The organism is Vallitalea maricola (assembly GCF_036985595.1).
Taxonomy (GTDB): Bacteria; Bacillota; Clostridia; order Lachnospirales; family Vallitaleaceae; genus Vallitalea; species Vallitalea maricola.
In genome coordinates, this window is sequence record NZ_BTPU01000018.1 from 58239 (window position 1) to 78112 (window position 19874).

Genomic DNA, 19874 nt, shown 5'->3' on the forward strand with positions numbered 1-19874 from the left:
ACCTATTCAAAAATAAAAGTCCTCTGTCCCTAATAAAAAAGGGACAGAGGACGAAAATTTCGTGGTACCACCTCTGGTTTAAGTATTCTTGAAAAAATACTCCTCTTTGTGTGCTAACACACACATACGCTGTATCGGGCGTACCCGTCTTACCCTACTAACATATTTTCAGGCAGCTGCTCCAGAATGTATTCAAGACAGTAAGTTTTCATCCTTTCACCAACCGGATGCTCTCTATAAAACTTTACCTGTTTTTACTTGTTTCCTTCTTCGCATTACATATTTATCTTACAATATCACACTATTTAATTTAAATCAAGTGTTACCTTAAGCTTAGTTTAGGCTTAGTAAGTGTAAAATAAATATTTGCCACCTTTGAATTTAATCTTCTTTACTTGAAACCACTTGCCATCTTTTCGCTATTATTACCACCTAATCTCCAAATGGATATCACATTCTCACCTGATTGGGCAATGATAGCCATCCAGTAATGGAGTGTGACCGTATCAGCATACCATACCTCATGCTTTTCACCTTCTATATCCTTATAAACGAACTTAATGCATTGACTTTTCTCGTCTCTTTCAATCTCTGCCTTATACTGTTTCACTATTTCCTCTGCCTGAATTTCTGACACAGGGTTCGTTTCCCCATCTTCCTTCCAGTCAAAACCACCTGTAGCAAGGGCAAATCCCTTATTACCCGGTACTATAGACATCTTTTTAATTAATCCCTTAATGAATTTTTCGTCTGCTTTCGGTCCTGCCTCTGTAGCAGTTCCATATAAATTATAGCACATCATAATATAATCAGGACCTTTAGGTAACGTCAGTTTTTCGATTGGTGCACTGGGTTCCAGAACAACTCTCATCTTTAAATCATTTTCAGAAGTCTTTATATATAATTTTTGGCAAAATTTCAAATACATCTTCCACAATTCCATATCCTTCTTAATAGCTTCATAATCAATTTCTATGCCTTCATATCCTCCTATTAATGCTATGGATATTATTTCATCTATATGCTTATTCATCTTCTCATCATTTGAAAATAATGCATAAAGAACCTCGGTATCTTTGAGGGAAGATGAACCATTTTCTTTCATCTTATCATTAACGATAGTAAGATAATTCACCCAGTCATTACCACTAAAGTTTTCTTGTATGATTTGAAAAATTTCTGTTGTGTTTTCTGGAATCATCAATTGGTTTTTATGATTGAAATAAGCAGCAAAATAACTGAAGTTTTCAATATGTTCTTCTAAATCTCTCACTTCATGTAAAACCCTATCTATATCCCAGTATGCCACCCATACAGAAATCTTCAACTCTTCTTTTTCTAACTTTTCTTCCTTCTCTAGCCGTTCTGTCTTTTTTCCACAACCTGTCACAAGAATCTCTAATATGAGCATCAAACCAACGAATATCCATATTCCTTTTCTTAACATTTATTACTCTCCCCTTCATCTACAATGACTTGATAAACCAATTCACAATGTTTTCCCATTTTTCTTTTGCATTATGTTTTATAGCTTCTATACCATGTAATATATCATCATATAGAATATCACCTGATTCATACTCTTTGACTAAGAATTGTTTAAACACCCCGTCATAAACATCATCCACTAGATTTCTTTGACTATAACCATATTCTCCCCATGCTGCTTCTAAACATATTAAACCTTCTAACAGGTTTGTTGTCACCAAACCCGAAACAGCTTCTTTTTCATCAATAAATATAGATAAACGATTATCCTTAACACTCACCTCAAGGTATCTCCTTCCCGCTTCCTTTAATTCAAGTTCAGGAATATAAAGCTGTGCTCCTTCTTCTACTGAATCTACCTCTTCCTTAACTTTATATTTTAATTCTTCTTTTGCCTCTTCTTTCTCATCTGCTGTATTCCCATAGGTAATTTTGGTTTTTAATTCTACTCTCTGAGCCTCTTTTTTATTTTCTTCTACCGATTGGAAATCTATACCATCAAATTCATCAAGATTAAGATTGAATAGTTCCTTCTTAGTACCATCAACTTTCTCCATAACATATAAAGTATTATTCTTTATCTGAACAGAAATATAATTCTTCAATTGTTTGTCTGCTCTTATATATACAGTTTGAGAACCTAACTTATTTCCCTCTAAATAGACAGATAACTGTAAATCCTTAATCTTGTTTTTGTTAAGTCTAAGTATCCCTCTTCCTTTCGGCATAGAAGTTAGTATAATAGAATCTTCCTTAAATTCAGCCTGCCCTTCTAATGTTATCCAATTTTTAGCTTTTTCTTTATCTCCTACAACATAATTAACCTCCTGCCCAGTATCATCCCATATCCTCATTAGAAGATGGTTGGAATACCAGTAGGATTGAGGCTGCATCCTCGTAAGATCGTAGACGGAATTATCACTTGTATTCAAAGAATGTCCTTCTCTATTAAAATTAATGGCAAAAAGATCATAGATTTCTTTTTCATTGACTGCGCTGGTTTTAGAATTGGTTCCGAATTGTCCTGTATTGGAATGCATGAGAACATACATAGCTGGAACTTTTCCCAGCTCTTTTATATAAATTTCTTTCATACAATTATAATCATATTCAACGCGTTTCTTCATTTCTTTAAAACTTTCCTTAGGTATTCCATACTCGTCACGAATATAATCCATAAGATAGTGATTATAATTTCTATCTAGATAAGAAGACACTTTCGAAAATTCAAGGGCATTAAGTTCTCCTAAATAATTGTCATATCTATCAAAGACATTAATATATTCAAGGCGGTACCCGTTTGTCCCAAGTTCCCAGTATGTACTGTCTTCTATATCTAGGAGTTCATCCGGCATAAGAAACTTGACATCATTTTTAGCAAATTTGTCTGCATAAGTATACATGGTTGCCTTAAAATTATATTTTTCCATGATTTTCTGAGCAAAAATGGCTGTGTCACGTCTTCCATCCTCAAACATCAGAAAAAGGGATTTTTCTGGCAGTTGTTTACCTTTTTCATAATAATCGAGAACATCCTCTTGAGTTATAGTTACATATCCTGAATTCTTCAAAGCCTTTAAATGCTCCTCCAAACGTCTAGTACTGATAAGTGTATCATTTCCTGATCTATCTACTCCAAAATAAGAAATAGCAATAAACCCATTTGAACTAAGAGTCACATTGTCATAACTCTCATACTCATTAAATGTAAATAATGCAGTTAACATTAAATAGAGAATATAGATGAGGATTATTCCTTGACATATACTTCTTAAAAATTTTTTTCTATCTTTTTTTGAAGATAATTTATACCTTTTCATCTACTTCTTGTCCTCCATTATTTTTCTGAATTCCTTCTTCTTTTCCTTTCTCTCGAGTTCCTCTATATCTTGAGGTGTCATCCTTGTCCCCCATGTTGATTTCCAAAATGTAACCCATGCTATAGGCATCTGCCATAATAAAACAGCTTCATAATAGATGCAGAAAAACATACCAAAAACCCATGTAGAACTCTTTCTTAAAAGCAACTGAGCAGCGCTCATCATAAAAGACATCATCAGTATTCCCACAAGAAAAGTTGTCGGATATACGTTCTGTACAATGGGTACATAAATCAAGTTATAAAGCACTACTATAGGTGCGGCTATAGGTACAATTAAGCCCATATAAAAGAATAAAGCCATAAAGGGTTCTTTTTTCCACATGAATTTTCCAGCAATAATGGATTCCCTTAACCAAGAGCGTTTCCAACGCATTTGCTGTTTTAAAAAAACAGAGTATTCTTTGGGTACAATAGTCGTACATACAGCAGTATCTTGATAGCTTGTCCTGTGTTTTTTTAACACAAAGTTTGTCATGCTTCTGTCATCACCAAAAGTGGCATGCTGTCCTAGAAACTCTTGGTTCAGCCATTCATCCATATGTTCTACAATAATCTCTTTTTTATAGCAGGATAATGGACCTGATAGACAAGTAACTGCATCAAAATAAGCTTCTGCCGCTTTCATAATACGAAAAGCTATATAATAACGTACAGACTGCATCTTAGTCAATCCATTAGTATATGTATTAGCTACATCTGTTCTACCTGATACACCTCCCATTTTTGGATCTTTAAAAGGCTGCACTAGATTCCTAATAGCAAAAGGATCTAGGAAACTGTCAGAATCAACAAAAACCACTAGATCGTGTTTAGCTTCTATTACACCTCTTGCCAAGGCATCTCTTTTTCCTTGATTTCTTTCTTGCACAAAATATCGTACTCTATTCTTAGTATCATAATAGTCTGCTTCGTCATGAAGCTTTTCCACTATTTCTTTGATTTTATCAACAGATCTGTCATTTGAGCAGTCATCAATTACAATAACTTCTAGCTTATCAACAGGATAATCTTGATTAATACAGCTTAGTATAGTTTTTTGAATCCACTGTTCTTCATTAAAACAGGGAATTAAAATGCTCACACCTGGCGTGTGTTTCTCATCAATTGGCGCAGCTCTATACATAGCGCCAAACAAATATCTGCTAAGAAGAAAAATGGCAGCTATTATACTGTATAGATATAAATATTTATTAAACTTAAAATATATTATGCTTTCAGCACGCATAAGAAGAATAAATACAGTAATAAAAAACAAGAGTAAACTGGATATGAAAAGAACATAACGGTCTTTCCTTTTCTTTAAATGTTGTGTTAATGTCTCTTTAAATTCAAACCCGCACAAAACCTCTTTTTCATTATTTTTCTGAGTTCTAGTCATATGTGCTTCTATTTTAACCTTCATTTCATATCCTTCGGGCATAGTTCCTGGCAAAATTCGAAATTTCAGAATAACCCTTGAGGCACTGTTTATATATGTAAGCTCTTTCTCGTCAGAAAGCTTAATTAGTATTCCAGTTGCGGAAATATCAATTCCTCTACAGCTAAATATCTTTTTACCACTCTCTAAAAAACATATTACTTTAACCTCATAGGAAGCATGATATCTTATCCCTTCCCGCTTACTTTTGATAAAATCTTCAGCTTTTCCTTCACAATCTTTTAAAATATTTTTACCTCTTCTATCAATATTGGTTCTATTTTCTTCCATATCTTTAACATTAGAAAGCAGTCGTCTATCTTGACGTTGTTCTAATAAAATATCTTTCTCAGTTCGTTTCTTTTTCAGATACTTCATTCTTTGTTCATCCCTTCAATCGATATGTGTCAAAAATTCTAGTTTAAATAATCACTAAGCTTAGCGAAGCGGTAACCCTTTGCTTGATAATAGGGTATAACTACATCTAAGGCTTCCGCCGTATATCGACTATTGTCAGACATGTGCATCACTACAATACTGCCATCTTCGATACTTCGTTTACCCATTCCATTGATTAATTTGTTAATGAGTTCTTCTGAACTTTGGGCTTCATAATCATGAGTACTAAAATCACCATTAATAATATATTTATATCCGCAGTCAAATATAGTTTCAACACCAAGCTTACTAACTGCCAATGTTGGAGGTCTAAAGAATAGTTTTAAAGCCCCAGTATCTCCAATATACCTTGCCATTTCCTGATGAGCTGCTACAATATCTTCTCTTAGTAAGTTTCGCTCGTCTTCTGTTAATATATTAATTTTCATATGTGTAAAGGTGTGATTCCCTATGTCATGCCCATTAAGGGCTATAGCACGTAGAAGGTTAGGATTGCCCATATTATCCTTTATTGATACGCTGTCATTTCCCACTCGAACAAAAAATGAAGCTTTTACATCATATTTATCAAGGAGATTCAACAAATTAGTAACTGCTTTATCTGATCCCCAATCATCGAAAGTTAAGAAAATGACTTTTTCCTCTTTAGTATCTACCTCTCCAATTTTGTCAATCTGTGCAATTTCGTCATCTGTAAACCCGATCAACTCCTCGCTGGAGTCAATACTTTGATTTCCAATATAGCGGTCAAAAATAGAATTTAATAGCTCATCCTCAGAATAATGATAGGTAGGCTTAATCAAATCACTTCCGACTCCTTCTAACCGTGAAACGGGTTGATACACTAGGTCGCTGTTTATCATATTATTTAATGAAACAATGTTATATGTAGACTGTTTTATATAAACATTTGCGATTTTTCTTATTAAATCTTTGATTGCACCTGGCTGGGTTAGATAATCCAGACGGTAATAAACGATATCACCTCTGTGAAGGGCAATGGTATTCGCGAAGTAATCTGCAATGATTTCATCTACGGATAAATCTTTATAGGCCTTAATCATTGTACTCTTATTATATGTCACTACTTTGTTATAACCTAACGCAGAAGCCGCTTCCAATACATTACCATTAATATCAGCATACAACGGCATGTAATATGCATTGTCTTCTTCTGAATACGCTTCTCCCAAAAAGTTCTTTAGACACCTTTTCCCCATTTCAATTTCATAACATATAGAGTTAAAGTCCAAATGACTGGGATTATCTGGATTCATACCATAACCACCATTATAGATTTCATGCCCTCTATTTACAATTTCCTGTACATTATCAGGATAATTCATTATTTCTTTTCCAGTAACAAAAAAGCTTGCTTGTGCATCTATATCATCTAAAACTTCAAGTACGCTATCTAATGCGGCTCTATCAGAGATTCCTCGGAAGATATAAGCTACTGCTGGTTGAGTTGTATAGAGGTTGGTAATGACTTTAGCCTTATTTCCATTATTTTTTATTTTTAACTGCTCATAATCACTTAATAAGGGCTGTTGAATGTTACCTTCTGTTTCCTCATTGTTCTGCTTATATGTTGATGTACTTTCCCTAGTTGTAGATTCGTTTTTTAACAATGTCTGAATATCTACTACAGAGTATCCAGCCTTCTTAATTTCTTCATAAGTTTTTGTAACTATCTGATCGAGTTTATCATGATAGCCTAGTCTGAAAAAGATAACATCTCCTGGTGCAAACCCCTTATAACTGTTCATAATCTGATCGACTGATGCTTCTTTCTCCTTTATAGGCCTCTTATTATATGTAACTGCAGAACATCCCAAAGTTTGCACTACTTCTCTTATAGTGTCATCATAATTTCCATAAACCGGCATAAATATATCTGCTGTTACACCAAATCTTTCTTGTAAAACCTTCTGACCTTTCCATATATCGAAATAAACCTGTCCAAAATCCTTACCAATGAGTTCATCTCCTGTCAACCCTCCATTACCTATGGTATGTCCCTCATCCAGTATTTTTTGAACTTGTCTTGGATAGTCAACGGCTTCATTTCCTGTTACAAAAAATGTTGCCTTTATCTGATTTTCTTTTAAAAAAGCTAATATGTTATTAAGTATTGCTTCATTTTTTATTCCCCTAAATAAATAAGCAATTAATTTACTCCTTGTAGTTACGTTCTTATATACCTTTGCTAGCTTTTCATCATTACTTTTTCTCAAGGCATCAAAATCCCTGTCAAAATCTTTGTCTTGATAGAGAGACAAATCCTTAACAAATTCTGTTGAATAATTATTATCGTTCATTGCTATTAAAACCCATTCAACAAGTGTAACGATATCAATTTCTTCTCTTGTTTTTTTATCTTCCTTCTTAATAGTGGGTTGTTTATCAATTGCAGGCTTCTGATCTTCTTCTTTATCTATATCTTTTTGTTTGTCGTCATATTCCTCTTCATTTAAAGTGCCTTTTAATTTAATAGAAATAATAGTTCCCTTTTTTAAATTTTTCACATATGCTTCTGCCATATTATAAGAAGAGAAGCTCTGGTAACTCAACAAATAATTGCTTTCTACTACGCTATTTATACCACATGCATTTACAATAGTTAAAAAAGAATCTTCATATTCGGTTACATTACATTTTAAAATTTGTGGTTCTTTGCCTATGATTTTTCTTAATATTACATTAGTTAGACATAGATCTTTTACTATCTCTGCTTCCTGTAATTTTTCCATATGCTTCCTAGCAGAAAGACTATAGCTACCAATCTCCTGTTCTGCTTTTGCAATAGCAAGAACCGAATCTTGATCCTCTGCACTTTCAATACCTGAAACAAAAAAAGTTGCTTTTATGTTATACTTATGAAGCAGTGCCAGTATTTTCTTCATTATATCTGGATCTGCTAAACCTTCAAAAGTAAGGGCAACCTTTCTATCTACCGTATCAATATCCCTAATGAGGTAAGCCTTTTCACCTCTTTTTTCTAACTTTTTTAGGGCTTCATTGATTTCTTGTTCCCCATTATACTTAGTTTTTACATCATGAAAAGCTTCTTCTTTATTCTTATCCATATGTAGCCATATTAAAATGCTGATCATTGCAGCTATAGACACTATCCCTATTAGAAAGATTTTCTTTTTATTATAAAACATATCCACGCCTCCATTTATAAACTCCAGTAGGAATAACCTTCATTTTCTAACTTGTCCTTATCAAGAATATTTTTAATATCAATAATCACCTTTTTTTGCCTTTGGTGTGATTTAAACATCTTATTTATTTTCTCATATGATAGGTTTTTAAATTGACGGTGGGCTACTGCAAAGATGATACAATCGGCTTGGTTGATTTCTTTCATAGTAACCATTTCAATGTCAAATTTTGCCTCTACTTCCTTTTGACTTATCACTGGGTCTACGGCGGTTACATTGACTTCATATTCTGTTAAATGCTTGATGATATCCTCTACTTTGGAATTGCGAATATCTGGACAGTCTTCTTTAAATGTAATACCCATTATGTATACCTTTGAATTTTTCACTGATATATTCGCCTTAATCATATGTTTAACAGTCGTTTCCGCAATAAATCTTCCCATACTGTCGTTAATTTTTCTTCCAGCAAGGATAATCTGGGAATGATATCCTAGCTGTTCTGCCTGATAAATAAAATAATAAGGATCTACACCTATACAATGCCCGCCTACAAGTCCTGGATAGAAGCCTAGTGCGTTCCATTTGGTATTCATAGCTTCAATGACATCCTTTGTGTCTATCTCCATACGGTCAAAGACTATCGCCAACTCATTCATAAAGGCAATATTGATATCTCTTTGAGCATTTTCAACTAATTTAGCAGCCTCTGCTACTTTTATCGTCTTTGCCCTATAGACTCCCGCTTCAATAATGGTCTCATAAGTTCTGGCAACAATTTCGAGTGTCTCCTCATCTATACCCGAGACGATTTTTGTAATATTATGAAGTCTGTGAATCTTATCTGCTGGGTTAATTCTCTCAGGAGAGTAACCTACCTTAAAATCTTCCCCACACGTAAGCCCCGAAGCCTCTTCTAAAATAGGAATACATATATCCTCTGTTACCCCTGGATAAACCGTTGATTCATAGACGACAACAGCACCTCTTGATAGATTACGGCCTATAATTCTACTCACTTCTGTAACAGGAAATAAATCTGGGCGCTTGTCCATATCAACAGGTGTAGGTACTGCCACCACTATAAAATTTGCCTCACTGAGCTTTGTCTCTTCATATGTAAACTCTACTGTGGTTTTTTTAATTTCTTCATCTCCTACTTCCTTTGTAGGATCGATCCCAGCCTTATATTGATTAATTTTCTCGCAGTTAATATCAAATCCTATGACACTTGTTTTTTTTGCAAATTCAACTGCAATAGGAAGTCCCACATACCCTAATCCAACTACTGCAATTTTATAATTTTTTATAAACATATAGTTGATTCCTACTTTCATTTTGCTATATTTTATGCTTTTAATTTTATTTATACGAATTATTTTAAAATACTATATTAAACTTATTTTATATGTTATTAACTTATACTAAGTATATTATATAGAATAGGAGAATTCAACTATTTTTTACCTTTTTTAACAATTTTCGACATTTTTGTAGAACCATATCAAGGCTTCTCGATAATCTGATGTCATAATCATCAAAGAATTCAAATGCATTTGTGTATGATTTGATAAAATCTCACACCTGTTTGCTTTCAACATTTTAGTTTTTTATTCCAATAAGGTTTAAGGACAGATATTTTTGTTGCAGCCGCTTCCTATAAGCTTCCATATTCCTTAACTTAATTATTTCACTTAGGAACATATTGTTTATTGACTGGTTACTCTTTTCAGAATCCATGAATAATTTAGAAATTATCATAACTTTCATATCTGGAACACAATAATATTGGAGCTAGACTTACTTTTCAGTATATGCTGCGTACATTGTACACCAGCTGTATAATTGTCAGATAATATTGATGATTTAACATACTCAGTATTATAGATCTTCATGCAAAGAAAAACTTCCTTATAATATTCACTGGTTGAGATATTTTATTAACCTTTACACTTGCACTATATAAAAATATCCCTATCAAGAATTAATAGGGATACATATTGACTCATATTCATTTTTCTTTTCGTTCGATTTGACTTTTGTGCTTAATTAACATTTTAAATGATATTATTCCATTGATACATAGCATACTGTAATTCATCTAAAAATTTATTAATATGCCATCCATCTGTTGTAGCATGATGTGCAGTAATAGAAAGTAGTAATTTAATTTGACCATTTTTTTCTATAAATCTACCTGCTTCAATAGTTGGGAAATAATAAGGTTTATTATTATAACTATGAAGTGAGAAATGTTTAAATTCTATCCACGGAACACAGGAAACAGTATAAGCATTAGCTGGCGGCAATAAATGCGGCTGAGAAAGGACACCATGATTATTTCCATATAACTTTTGATTTTCTAAATAACTCTTATAAAAACTTCAAAATCATCATTATATTCAGTCCACATCAATGATATAGTTTCATCATCTTCATGAAAACAGGCATATAAGGGTGTCAATGTATCCCAATAACCTATTGTTTCATCTACCATGCCTACCTTAAATTCAACTTGTTGATTAAGTGTTTTTGTTACTAACCATATGTATGCAGGAAAGAACTTTATATTTTGTTGTTTAAGAGAATTTCTAAAATTCGTTATACTAAGTTCAACTGTCATAGAATAACTAGTTGGCGCCATTACTGAAAAATAGTGAAACATTTGCCCTCTAGACCAAGTTTGAATGTCTATAGGGTGAAAACTTGTATTCATAGTCATTTATTCTCCTTCCCCCATAATCCATGCTTACTACAATATACATATAGCTTTCCTTTTTGTCTTTTAGGCAAACGAATCTCCGCATTCTGTTCTGGATATAGTTTTACTAATTGCACTCGGTCAAAAGACACATAAGCAACAAACGAAATATAATGATTTTTAGTCATCTCATGTTTAATAGTAATATAATAATCATTTTCAATTTCATCAATAATTATTTTATGATCTTCATCATGTTGTTTATCAACTAAAGGTGTAAGTTTTCTACCACAACATGAAATATGTGCTTTACCAGTACTATATATAATATCCCCACAATTTGAGCATACATAGAATTTAACATTCTTTAAATTACCTGTATCCTTACTATTAGGTGATAAATCCCCTAATAATAATTTTTCAACATTTACACCTAAAATATTGGCAAGCTCGCCAAGTAAAGATACGTCAGGACAGCCTAAACCACGCTCCCATTTTGAAATAGTTTTGTCACTTATATTCAAAGCATCCGCAATTTCTTTCTGTGTCATATTCTTTTCTTTACGAAGGCTTAAAATAAGTTTTCCAGCCTTAATACAATCCATATTAATCACCTCCACATATAAAGCATAACGTGTAATATGTAATTTTTCAATAAACGCTCCGTAGAGTTTATTTAAGAGTAATAGTTTTCAAACAGTTTCCCACTTTTTTTGTGTCCATATAGCCTTAAAACTACCATACTGAATAGATACAATGCCCCAATTACAAAAGGTGTCCGGGAATTTCCCGGCCACCTTTACTTCAAAAAGATTGAATTACTTAGTCACGTTCTGGCAAAAGTGCATTAAAATTGTCGCAACCTCTGCACGAGTAGCCTCTCCACGTGCATCAATCACATTATTATCCTTACCAGACATCAACTTTGCGTTTACGGACCACGTTACCGACTCAAGTGCCCAAGCTGAAATCATGTCGTAATCAGAAAATTCTCGGACAGGCATATCGCCTTGTGTCGTATCATATCCCTTAAACTGCGAATATCTATACAAAATTGCCGCCATCTGCTCACGAGTAATGGTATCTGTAGGACCAAAGTTTCCGTTTCCATAGCCCTTCACGATGTCATTTTCTGCCCCCCAGTTGACTGCATCCGCATAATACTTGCCCTCGGTAACGTCTGAGAAACAGGCATCACTGGAAGCCTCAGGCCGTCCTTCTAGTCTCCAAAGGATGATAACAATCATACCTCGGTCTGTACTGAGGAAAGGACTGAACTTACCATTCCCAGTACCAGTCATCAATCCCTTCTCTGTCACAAAATCCACTGCCTCTTTAAACCAGCTGCTATCCTTCACATCGTTATATCCTGTAATTTTCGCTTTCTTGATAAAGCTAACAGTGATGATATGATTTTTAGTAACTCGTTCGAAGGTATAGGAACTTACGGCTCCTACACTCACTCCGTCTACCAAAACATCAGAAACAGTATAGCCACTGTCAGGAGTAATGGTAAAGCTTTTGTCTGAATTTCTAACCACACTGACCTTACCACTAGCACTGATGCTACCATTTTCTCCTGCCGTTGCAGTGATGGTATATGATGTTGTGCTGCTACTTCCGCCTGAACTACTTCCACCTGAACTACTTCCACCATCTGAGGAACTAGTCTTTTTCAGTTTCAGCTCACCTACTGCATTGGAAAGGGTAGCTGGTGTACTGTTTTCATTGGTTGCGGACAGGGTATTACCGCTCGTTACGATACTCCAGTAGGTATAGCCATAGCCACTTGTATCGCCTATGGCACTGGCAATTTCCGCACCGCTTGGCAGCAGTGTCGATGATACATTCAGTGTCTCACTCTGGGATTTTGTTGTGCTTGTATCCACTACACAAACTGCGGCGGTGGATGCGCTTGCGGTGAAGGTGCTGGAATCATCCACAGTAAATGTTCCGTCCTCTATGTACACACCGTAGTCACATCCCACTTTAAGGGTCGATCCGTCAGTGACAGAAACGCCGCCGTCTAAGGTATGTATACTGCAATTCTCTGCGCTTACATTCAACATTGCGCCACCTTCTACCCGTACGGTATCGCAACCAATGGCGTAAGCACCAGTAGAAGGAATAGACAGAGTAGTTCCCCTTCCAGTTACTACCAAGGTGCCGTCTGTTCCGGAAGCACCGATGGAGATAAATCCGTTTATCGTTACTTGTACGCCGTCCTGTATTGTAACCTTATCTCCATTTACAAAGTTGCTGATATCTCCGTAAATGGTCAGGGGCGCAGTGCCTGTTAAAGTAAAACAAATGGCATAGGAGCCGGCGCCTTGTATAGCACCATTGATGACGCTGGACGCCGTCGTGTGAATCTCCACGGGGGAATTGTCGGGAAGGGTTAGATCACCGTCCAGGTAAGTGCCCCCCAAAGTCAGCGTGTAGCCGTCTGTGCTATTGCCCGTCCAAGTGTAACCATCGTCTGCCAGCGTTGCACTGCTGTGCTCGCCGCTGGTCAAGTCAAGATTACCAAGAATCAAGGTCATTCGTTCGCCGCTGTTGGAATAAATAGTATTGTTTGTTCCGTCTACGCCGTCATACACCTGAATTTTGCCGCTGCCGGAGGGGGACTTCAAAACGTTCTGTGCAATTGTTTTGACCTCGGCATCCGTCAGCCCATTCGGAAGAAGGATAACGCCGTTATTGACAAGGGTTCCGTCATTGACGATGTATTCGCCAATGTTGTCCGCCGTCACGTCTGACATCGTAAAACCGGATACATTTCCTGCCGTATATAGTACGGCATCGCTATCGATGGTCAGGCTACTTCCATTCATAATTCTGACAACATATTTCGTGGAATACTGTGTTGTGCCAGCTGGCATTATTTCATTCGACAAGGTCACATCACCATAAATATGGTATGTGATGGTGTAAGTGGCGATATCCACATTCAATATACTAGCAGTAAGTGTGCCACCGGTATGGGTAACCATTCCAAGACACCTCAATCCAAAGGATTCTAAAGAATCAAATGTGACTGTGCCGCCGGTCATAGAAAAATCACCAACACACACACTCTCTCTTGCATAAATCGTGCCACCGTTGATTACCATATCGCCGGCAGAGGCTAAACTACTTTCCAGATAACCCCTCTCCATGAGAAAATCAACTGTGTTGACGCTTACTAAATCAATATTGCCACTGCTTGCGATAATCAATGTACCATCTGTGGAAATTCCAATTTTAGCATTTGTCTCTGTTTCTAGGGTGCCGTCGCCGGAGAAGGTCAGGGTGTAGGTCTGCGGAGTTTGTTTCTCGGGATTGTCATTGTCAATCACTACGATCCTACCCTGCTCAATAATAGTGATGATATCTTCCGCATCGGCAGTATTGGTTAAGCTGTTCTCACCCTCCAGTTCAACGGTAACGTCAACGGTTGGAAGGGTAATCAACGATTGGTAAACGCTTGCTTCCATGGTCGCATTGTGCAACGTCAGCATACCGCTTGTGACGTTACTGTCGCCGTCCACCGTCGGATCCCACAGGACATATCCGTCGCCCGACGTGTAGACGGCGGCTGTCGTTGGGGTGTTTGTACTCAAATCGAGAGTACTATTGCTGATATCTCCGGCAGAGGTATAAAATTCCCCGTCAACAACTAAAACGGTAGTACCGTCCAGCTGAACGCTACCATTTCCAGTGAGATTCAGTGCGCTAATCTCCGCTACTGTCGTTCCCACGGGGAAATTGAAAGTACCGTTATTGACGATGGTGCCGTTATTTGTGATCTCCGTGCCATCTTGCACCGTGAGGGTTACCCCCTCGTCAATGGTCAGCGTTGCGCCGGCTGTAATGGTCAGCCCATCCTCTATGTTCGCTGCCATAACGTTAAAATCTTCCGACAATTCTACATCTCCATAGACATAGCAAAGATTGTAATTGGTGTAATCACCCTTCAATTCCGTAACCAACGATCCGACCATGGTCCCTTGCATATAAGTAAAAGTTCCATAATCCCGTATTTCCGGCGCATCTACGGTTCCGGTGGTATCTATCATAATACTATCCATGCAATAAAAATCCTGATCGACGCAGTCTCCAAATAAACTGACATCCCCCGTGACTGTCAGGCTACCGCAATAGATACCGCTGGCGCTACCGCCCGATTCTTCAAAATTCAGCGTCCCGTCGCCCTCAATTGTTATATCTGCGTTATTGTTTAAAATTGCGTATACGCTTGACGCCAAATTATTTGTTCCCGTTACCTCAATCGTAACAGGGATCTCCGGCAAGTGGATTGCGCTCACATCTAGTGAATTTGAAGTGGTATCTATCGTTGCGTTGTTCAGCGTCAGCGTAGCCGGAGTGTCACCATCGGCAGGCACCCATAGAATCTGGCCGTCGCCTGCTAAGTAGGAGGTCGCTGTGGTGGGAGTGCCCGTGCTTAGGTCAAGTCCTTTGTCGCTCACGTCGGTAACGCCGGTGTAGAGGTCATCACCAATCAACACGGCATCACTACCGTCGATCTGGATTTTGCCGCTTCCGGTGAGGTTCAGCTTCGTGATCTCAGTTGCAGTGATTCCGTTAGGGAAATTGATTATACCGTTATTGATAATCATCGTGCCGATTTCCAATGTCAGGGGTTTGCCTTCCGGGATTGTCAGCGTCGTACCATCTGTGACGGTCACGGTGTCCGCTTTGATATATTTAGACATTATGGTGGCTCCGGTGGTGTTGATGGTAACATCGCCATTTGCGTTGAGATCACGCAAAGTTCCAGAAGCCGTTACGCTGGCATTATCGCAAATCGTCAGTGGCGCACAACGAATGCCGTTGCTGTTCGTGCCCAATGCACTTGCGCTTACAGTTACATCTCCTGTAATGGTCAAGTCATCAGCTCTTTGATAAATGCCTATATAACCTGAGGTTTCAACCGATAGTGTGCCGCTACCCTCTATGACGAGGGCTCCGCTCTCATGGTAAATTCCTTCTTTCTTTGCCGTGAGCGCGTTTGTCCCTTCTACCTCAATCGTGATGGGAACAGACGGCAGGTACAGCGCCTTAAGGCTGGAAGCAATGGTTGCGTCGTGCAGGGTCACCGTGCCACCTGTGACGTTACTTTCGGTATCCACCGTTGGCTCCCACAGGACATAGCCGTCGCCCGCTATGTAGGCGGTATTTTCGGTGGGGATATCCGAGTCCAAGTAAAATCCCGTGCTACTCACGGAGTCGCCGTTCGCATAGCCGTCGGGGATGTCCGCCGCAAACGCTGTCATCGGCAGCAGGCTCAGCACCATGCACAGTGTCAAAAAGATGCTTAATATTCTTTTCTTCATTTTTTCCTTGTATGATATTTTTGTAATTAAATACATCAATACGCTCCTTCTTTATCAACTTTGTTATAATCAATAGCAACACTGTGGTCTTTTTATTTTTTCTATAGCTCTGACTATTTTAAGGAGTATATTGCCACAGTTTTATCTAAATCATTTATAGTTGAATAAGTATTTGAACTTTCATTTAACGTTGTTTTTAATTTAGCCTAGTCTTACCTATCAACTATATTTAATTTTTCAAAGCACCTCTTTGATGCTTTATTTCCTATACACTCTTTTAGTTCAAAAGAATCTAGATTTTTGTATTGACTATTCCTAGTTAGTCTCCTTAGTGTAGTAATTTTATTGCAAAGAAATCCATGTTTCATCTGATATGCCCCGTCACATGCTGTTAATGCAAATACTGCTACTGTTATAAATCCCATTAATAAACTTTTTTCATTTCTTTCTCACCTTCTTTTATTTATAATTTATTCGCAATGCCTCGTTTCCCTCACTTACTCCTTTAATAATCCTTTTGCTTTTAATAATTTACTAAGCTCTTCTCCTATACTTCTAGTCATTCTATTTAAGTCAATATTTTCTCCATTTACAGCAGAATACCAACCATCTGTTGCCAGATCTCCTGCAACCTCTTTTACAAATCCCTCTGTTCCGCTATAAATCTTTGAAATTGTAATGGTTTTTCCAGTAACTGCTACTTGAATTAAATACTTATCAACCGCAGGAAACCTAATACATTTCATTATTCCTTTCCCTGTAATGTCTGGTTTTCCACAAGGATATGAGCCATCCTGCATAATTTCTAGTAATTCTTCGTATGTTAATTTTTTATTTAATTTGACTTTATCATATCCTTTTACTAAATCTTCTGCTCCCTGTTTAAACTTGTTGAATAACCCCATAATCATTCCTCCCTATCTTTTTATTCTTAAATACTCATCAAATCTTTTGTAAAGCTTTGATTTGAAAGCTTAATAGCCTTTGTAATCTCATAAAATATAACAAATTAAAAATCAGTTTTCAATATATTAAAACCCAGTGGTTCTTATTACTACCCAGTGGTAGTGAAAATAAAATAGTCCTATAGTCTCTATAGCAATCAAAATTTTATTATAGTATAATAAAATTAAATGTTTATATAATTTTGGGGGACTTAATATGGAAATTGCAATTGTTGATGATATGGAAGATGATCGTAATTTGATTCGCCACCTTGCACATACATATTTTGAAGAGAAAAAAGATTTATATGATGTTTCTCCTAATTTTATAGAATTTGAAAGTGGAGAAGCTTTCTTAAAAAAATATACTCCCGGTCAATATCAGCTTGTCTTTCTAGATATTTATATGGATAAAGTAACAGGAATTGACGTAGCCAAACAAATTTCCACCATAGATAAGAATTGTAGTATTATTTTTTTTACTACCAGTAATGATCACCTTTTAGACGGCTACGATGTGCATGCTGTAGGATATATTATAAAACCAATAGAAAACCATATTGCAAACTTTTATAGCGCCATGAATTATGTTGTTAGTAAACTAGAACTGGATAATGCAGGTATTATTGTTTCAACCAACTTCGACTCCTTATATCTATATTATAAAAACATCTTATATATTGATTGTAATAATCGAACTGTATATGTTCACCTTACTGATAAAGTATTAAAAATTCTAGGAAAATATAGTGACTATAAAGATAACTTCCTTTCCGATAGCCGGTTTATAGAATGTTTCCGTAGTATTATTGTGAACATGGACTATATTGACACCCCTACAGCTTCAGATTTCATTTTAAAATCCGGAGAAAAACTACCTATTAGCAGAAGAAAAAGAGCTTCAGTCATGAAAAAATATATGATGTATTTTATGCACAAGCAATGAATTTAAGCAATACTCCTTATTAATATAAAAAGATGTATTGCTTTACGATAACATAAAATGAGGGACTAACAAATATGGAAATCTTCATTACTATCCTTTGTATTACATTAATCCAAATTCCAGGAATTATTTTACGTTATATTCCTTTTGCAAATCAAGTTACAAGAAAACAAAAAAAGCAGCTTATATACAGCTATATGATTTGTTTTGTATTTCAAAATATCCTTTTTTTTGTAATTATAATAAATACGGTCATTAATTCTCTTATTTATAAATCATTACTTTCATTTGGTGCATTTACATATTTATTTATTAACTGTATGATTATTAGAGGAATGTTCTTTCAACATGCCTTTATCTTTGGTATGCAGTCAAACTATATTCTTGTACTTCATTCTTTTGCCGCTATTATACTCAGTCAATATGCTCCTACGATTGCACCACACCAACAAATCTTAATGCAAACCTTTATATATACAGTATTATTAACTATTACCGCATATCCTCTTTGGCGGTTTCTAAAGCATTCTTTTATTTTCAATATATCTCAGGAAAATACCTACCATTGGAAAATGGTTTGGTTAATACCCGTCTTATTGTGTTTGAGCAATGTGATTGGTACAATGAATGAAAATTGGATTAGTACTTGGCAAAAGCTTGCTTCAAGACTTACCACAGGTGCTACCACAGTGGTCGCATGGAAATATGTGAATGTTGATTTTAATGAGTTAAAAGAAAAGCTCTCCCTTCAATCCGCAAATAAACTTTTGCACGCTCAATTAAAAGGTATTAAGCATCAAGCAGAAACCATTCGTGAAAATAATGAAAAAATCTCTATACTACGACACGATATGCGCCATCATATTCAAATCTTATCTTCGCTGATTGATAACGGAGAACTTTCTTCTGCTTCCTTACTTCTGTCACAACTCAATGTTGATTTAGAAAGCACTAAGCCAATTATTTTTTGTAAGAACCCTATTATTAATTCCTCTTTGCTCGTTCATATAAGTAAAGCAGAAGAAGAAAATATCCATATTACTTCAAAGATTGATATCCCCCTAGATCTCCCTTGGAATAGTAATGATATAGCAATCCTATTGGCTAATGTATTGGAAAACGCAATTAATGCAAGTCATAATCAAAAAGAAGGTCGTAAAGAAATCCAAATCTCTACAAGATATTATGATCAAAAACTAGGCATTATTGTTAAAAACCGTTTTGATGATAAAGTTGTATTTAATAATAGTGGGATGCCTATTTCTACAAAAGAAGGACACGGCATTGGAATGGGGTCTATTTCTTCTATTGTTTCAAAATATCACGGGACTATGATTTGCTCCCACGAAGATCAGTGGTTTACTATTAGCATTTTATTTTCGGAACAGTTTATTTTTAAAGAATGGGACAAAAAATCAACGATATAATTTTCAACATTTCTTTAACCAAATGCTAGGACCTCCACGAAATCGTTAAAACAACTCGCAGTCTCTTCGTGACAGCTATATATTTTAACTAACCTATCGCTTTCTCAAAGCTACTATTGTTTCCACATGCCTTGAGTAGACAATAATGATTTCGTAGATAGCTT

At 36.0% G+C, this 19874-nt stretch carries 11 protein-coding genes, 1 pseudogene and 1 other annotated feature; of the genes and pseudogenes, 2 read left to right on the forward strand and 10 right to left on the reverse strand.

Features of this window, described 5'->3' with window-relative positions:
* Positions 1-43 precede the first annotated feature (43 nt).
* Positions 44-280: a binding site (T-box leader), on the reverse strand.
* A 111-nt stretch (positions 281-391) separates the two neighbouring features.
* From AACQ14_RS05985 to AACQ14_RS06035, 10 genes and pseudogenes are all read right to left on the reverse strand, one after another.
* A complete protein-coding gene (locus AACQ14_RS05985) occupies positions 392-1447 on the reverse strand; it encodes a glycoside hydrolase family 18 protein (RefSeq protein ID WP_339362672.1) in 1056 nt (351 codons plus the stop codon).
* A gap of 19 nt (positions 1448-1466) precedes the next feature.
* Positions 1467-3308, reverse strand: coding sequence for a polysaccharide deacetylase family protein (locus tag AACQ14_RS05990; protein ID WP_339362673.1), 1842 nt, complete (start codon positions 3306-3308; stop codon positions 1467-1469).
* Positions 3309-5165, reverse strand: coding sequence for a glycosyltransferase (locus AACQ14_RS05995; protein WP_339362674.1), 1857 nt, complete (start codon positions 5163-5165; stop codon positions 3309-3311).
* Between the two features lie 38 nt (positions 5166-5203).
* Positions 5204-8356, reverse strand: coding sequence for a polysaccharide deacetylase family protein (locus AACQ14_RS06000; protein ID WP_339362675.1), 3153 nt, complete (start codon positions 8354-8356; stop codon positions 5204-5206).
* Between the two features lie 14 nt (positions 8357-8370).
* Complete coding sequence (locus AACQ14_RS06005; RefSeq protein ID WP_339362676.1) at positions 8371-9672, reverse strand: nucleotide sugar dehydrogenase; 1302 nt, start codon at positions 9670-9672, stop codon at positions 8371-8373.
* 741 nt (positions 9673-10413) lie between these two features.
* Positions 10414-11078: pseudogene (locus AACQ14_RS24730) on the reverse strand (CatA-like O-acetyltransferase).
* On the reverse strand, positions 11075-11662 hold the full coding sequence (locus tag AACQ14_RS06020; protein ID WP_339362678.1) for a helix-turn-helix domain-containing protein: 588 nt from the start codon (positions 11660-11662) through the stop codon (positions 11075-11077). The pseudogene AACQ14_RS24730 and the gene AACQ14_RS06020 overlap by 4 nt, the downstream one beginning before the upstream one ends.
* 213 nt (positions 11663-11875) lie before the next feature.
* On the reverse strand, positions 11876-16429 hold the full coding sequence (locus tag AACQ14_RS06025) for an S-layer homology domain-containing protein (RefSeq protein WP_339362679.1): 4554 nt from the start codon (positions 16427-16429) through the stop codon (positions 11876-11878).
* Positions 16430-16605: 176 nt separating this feature from the next.
* Entirely contained in the window at positions 16606-16818 is a 213-nt protein-coding gene (locus tag AACQ14_RS06030) for a hypothetical protein (RefSeq protein WP_339362680.1), read from the reverse strand.
* Between the two features lie 72 nt (positions 16819-16890).
* Positions 16891-17298: a hypothetical protein gene (locus AACQ14_RS06035; protein WP_339362681.1), complete on the reverse strand. Its 408-nt coding sequence runs from the start codon at positions 17296-17298 to the stop codon at positions 16891-16893.
* A 256-nt stretch (positions 17299-17554) separates the two neighbouring features.
* Between AACQ14_RS06035 and AACQ14_RS06040 the strand changes: the two genes are divergently transcribed.
* A complete protein-coding gene (locus AACQ14_RS06040; protein WP_339362682.1) occupies positions 17555-18283 on the forward strand; it encodes a LytR/AlgR family response regulator transcription factor in 729 nt (242 codons plus the stop codon).
* 74 nt (positions 18284-18357) lie between these two features.
* The gene (locus tag AACQ14_RS06045) at positions 18358-19710 is read left to right on the forward strand and encodes a sensor histidine kinase (protein ID WP_339362683.1); all 1353 of its coding nucleotides are present in this window, start codon (positions 18358-18360) and stop codon (positions 19708-19710) included.
* The last annotated feature ends 164 nt before the right edge of the window (positions 19711-19874 follow it).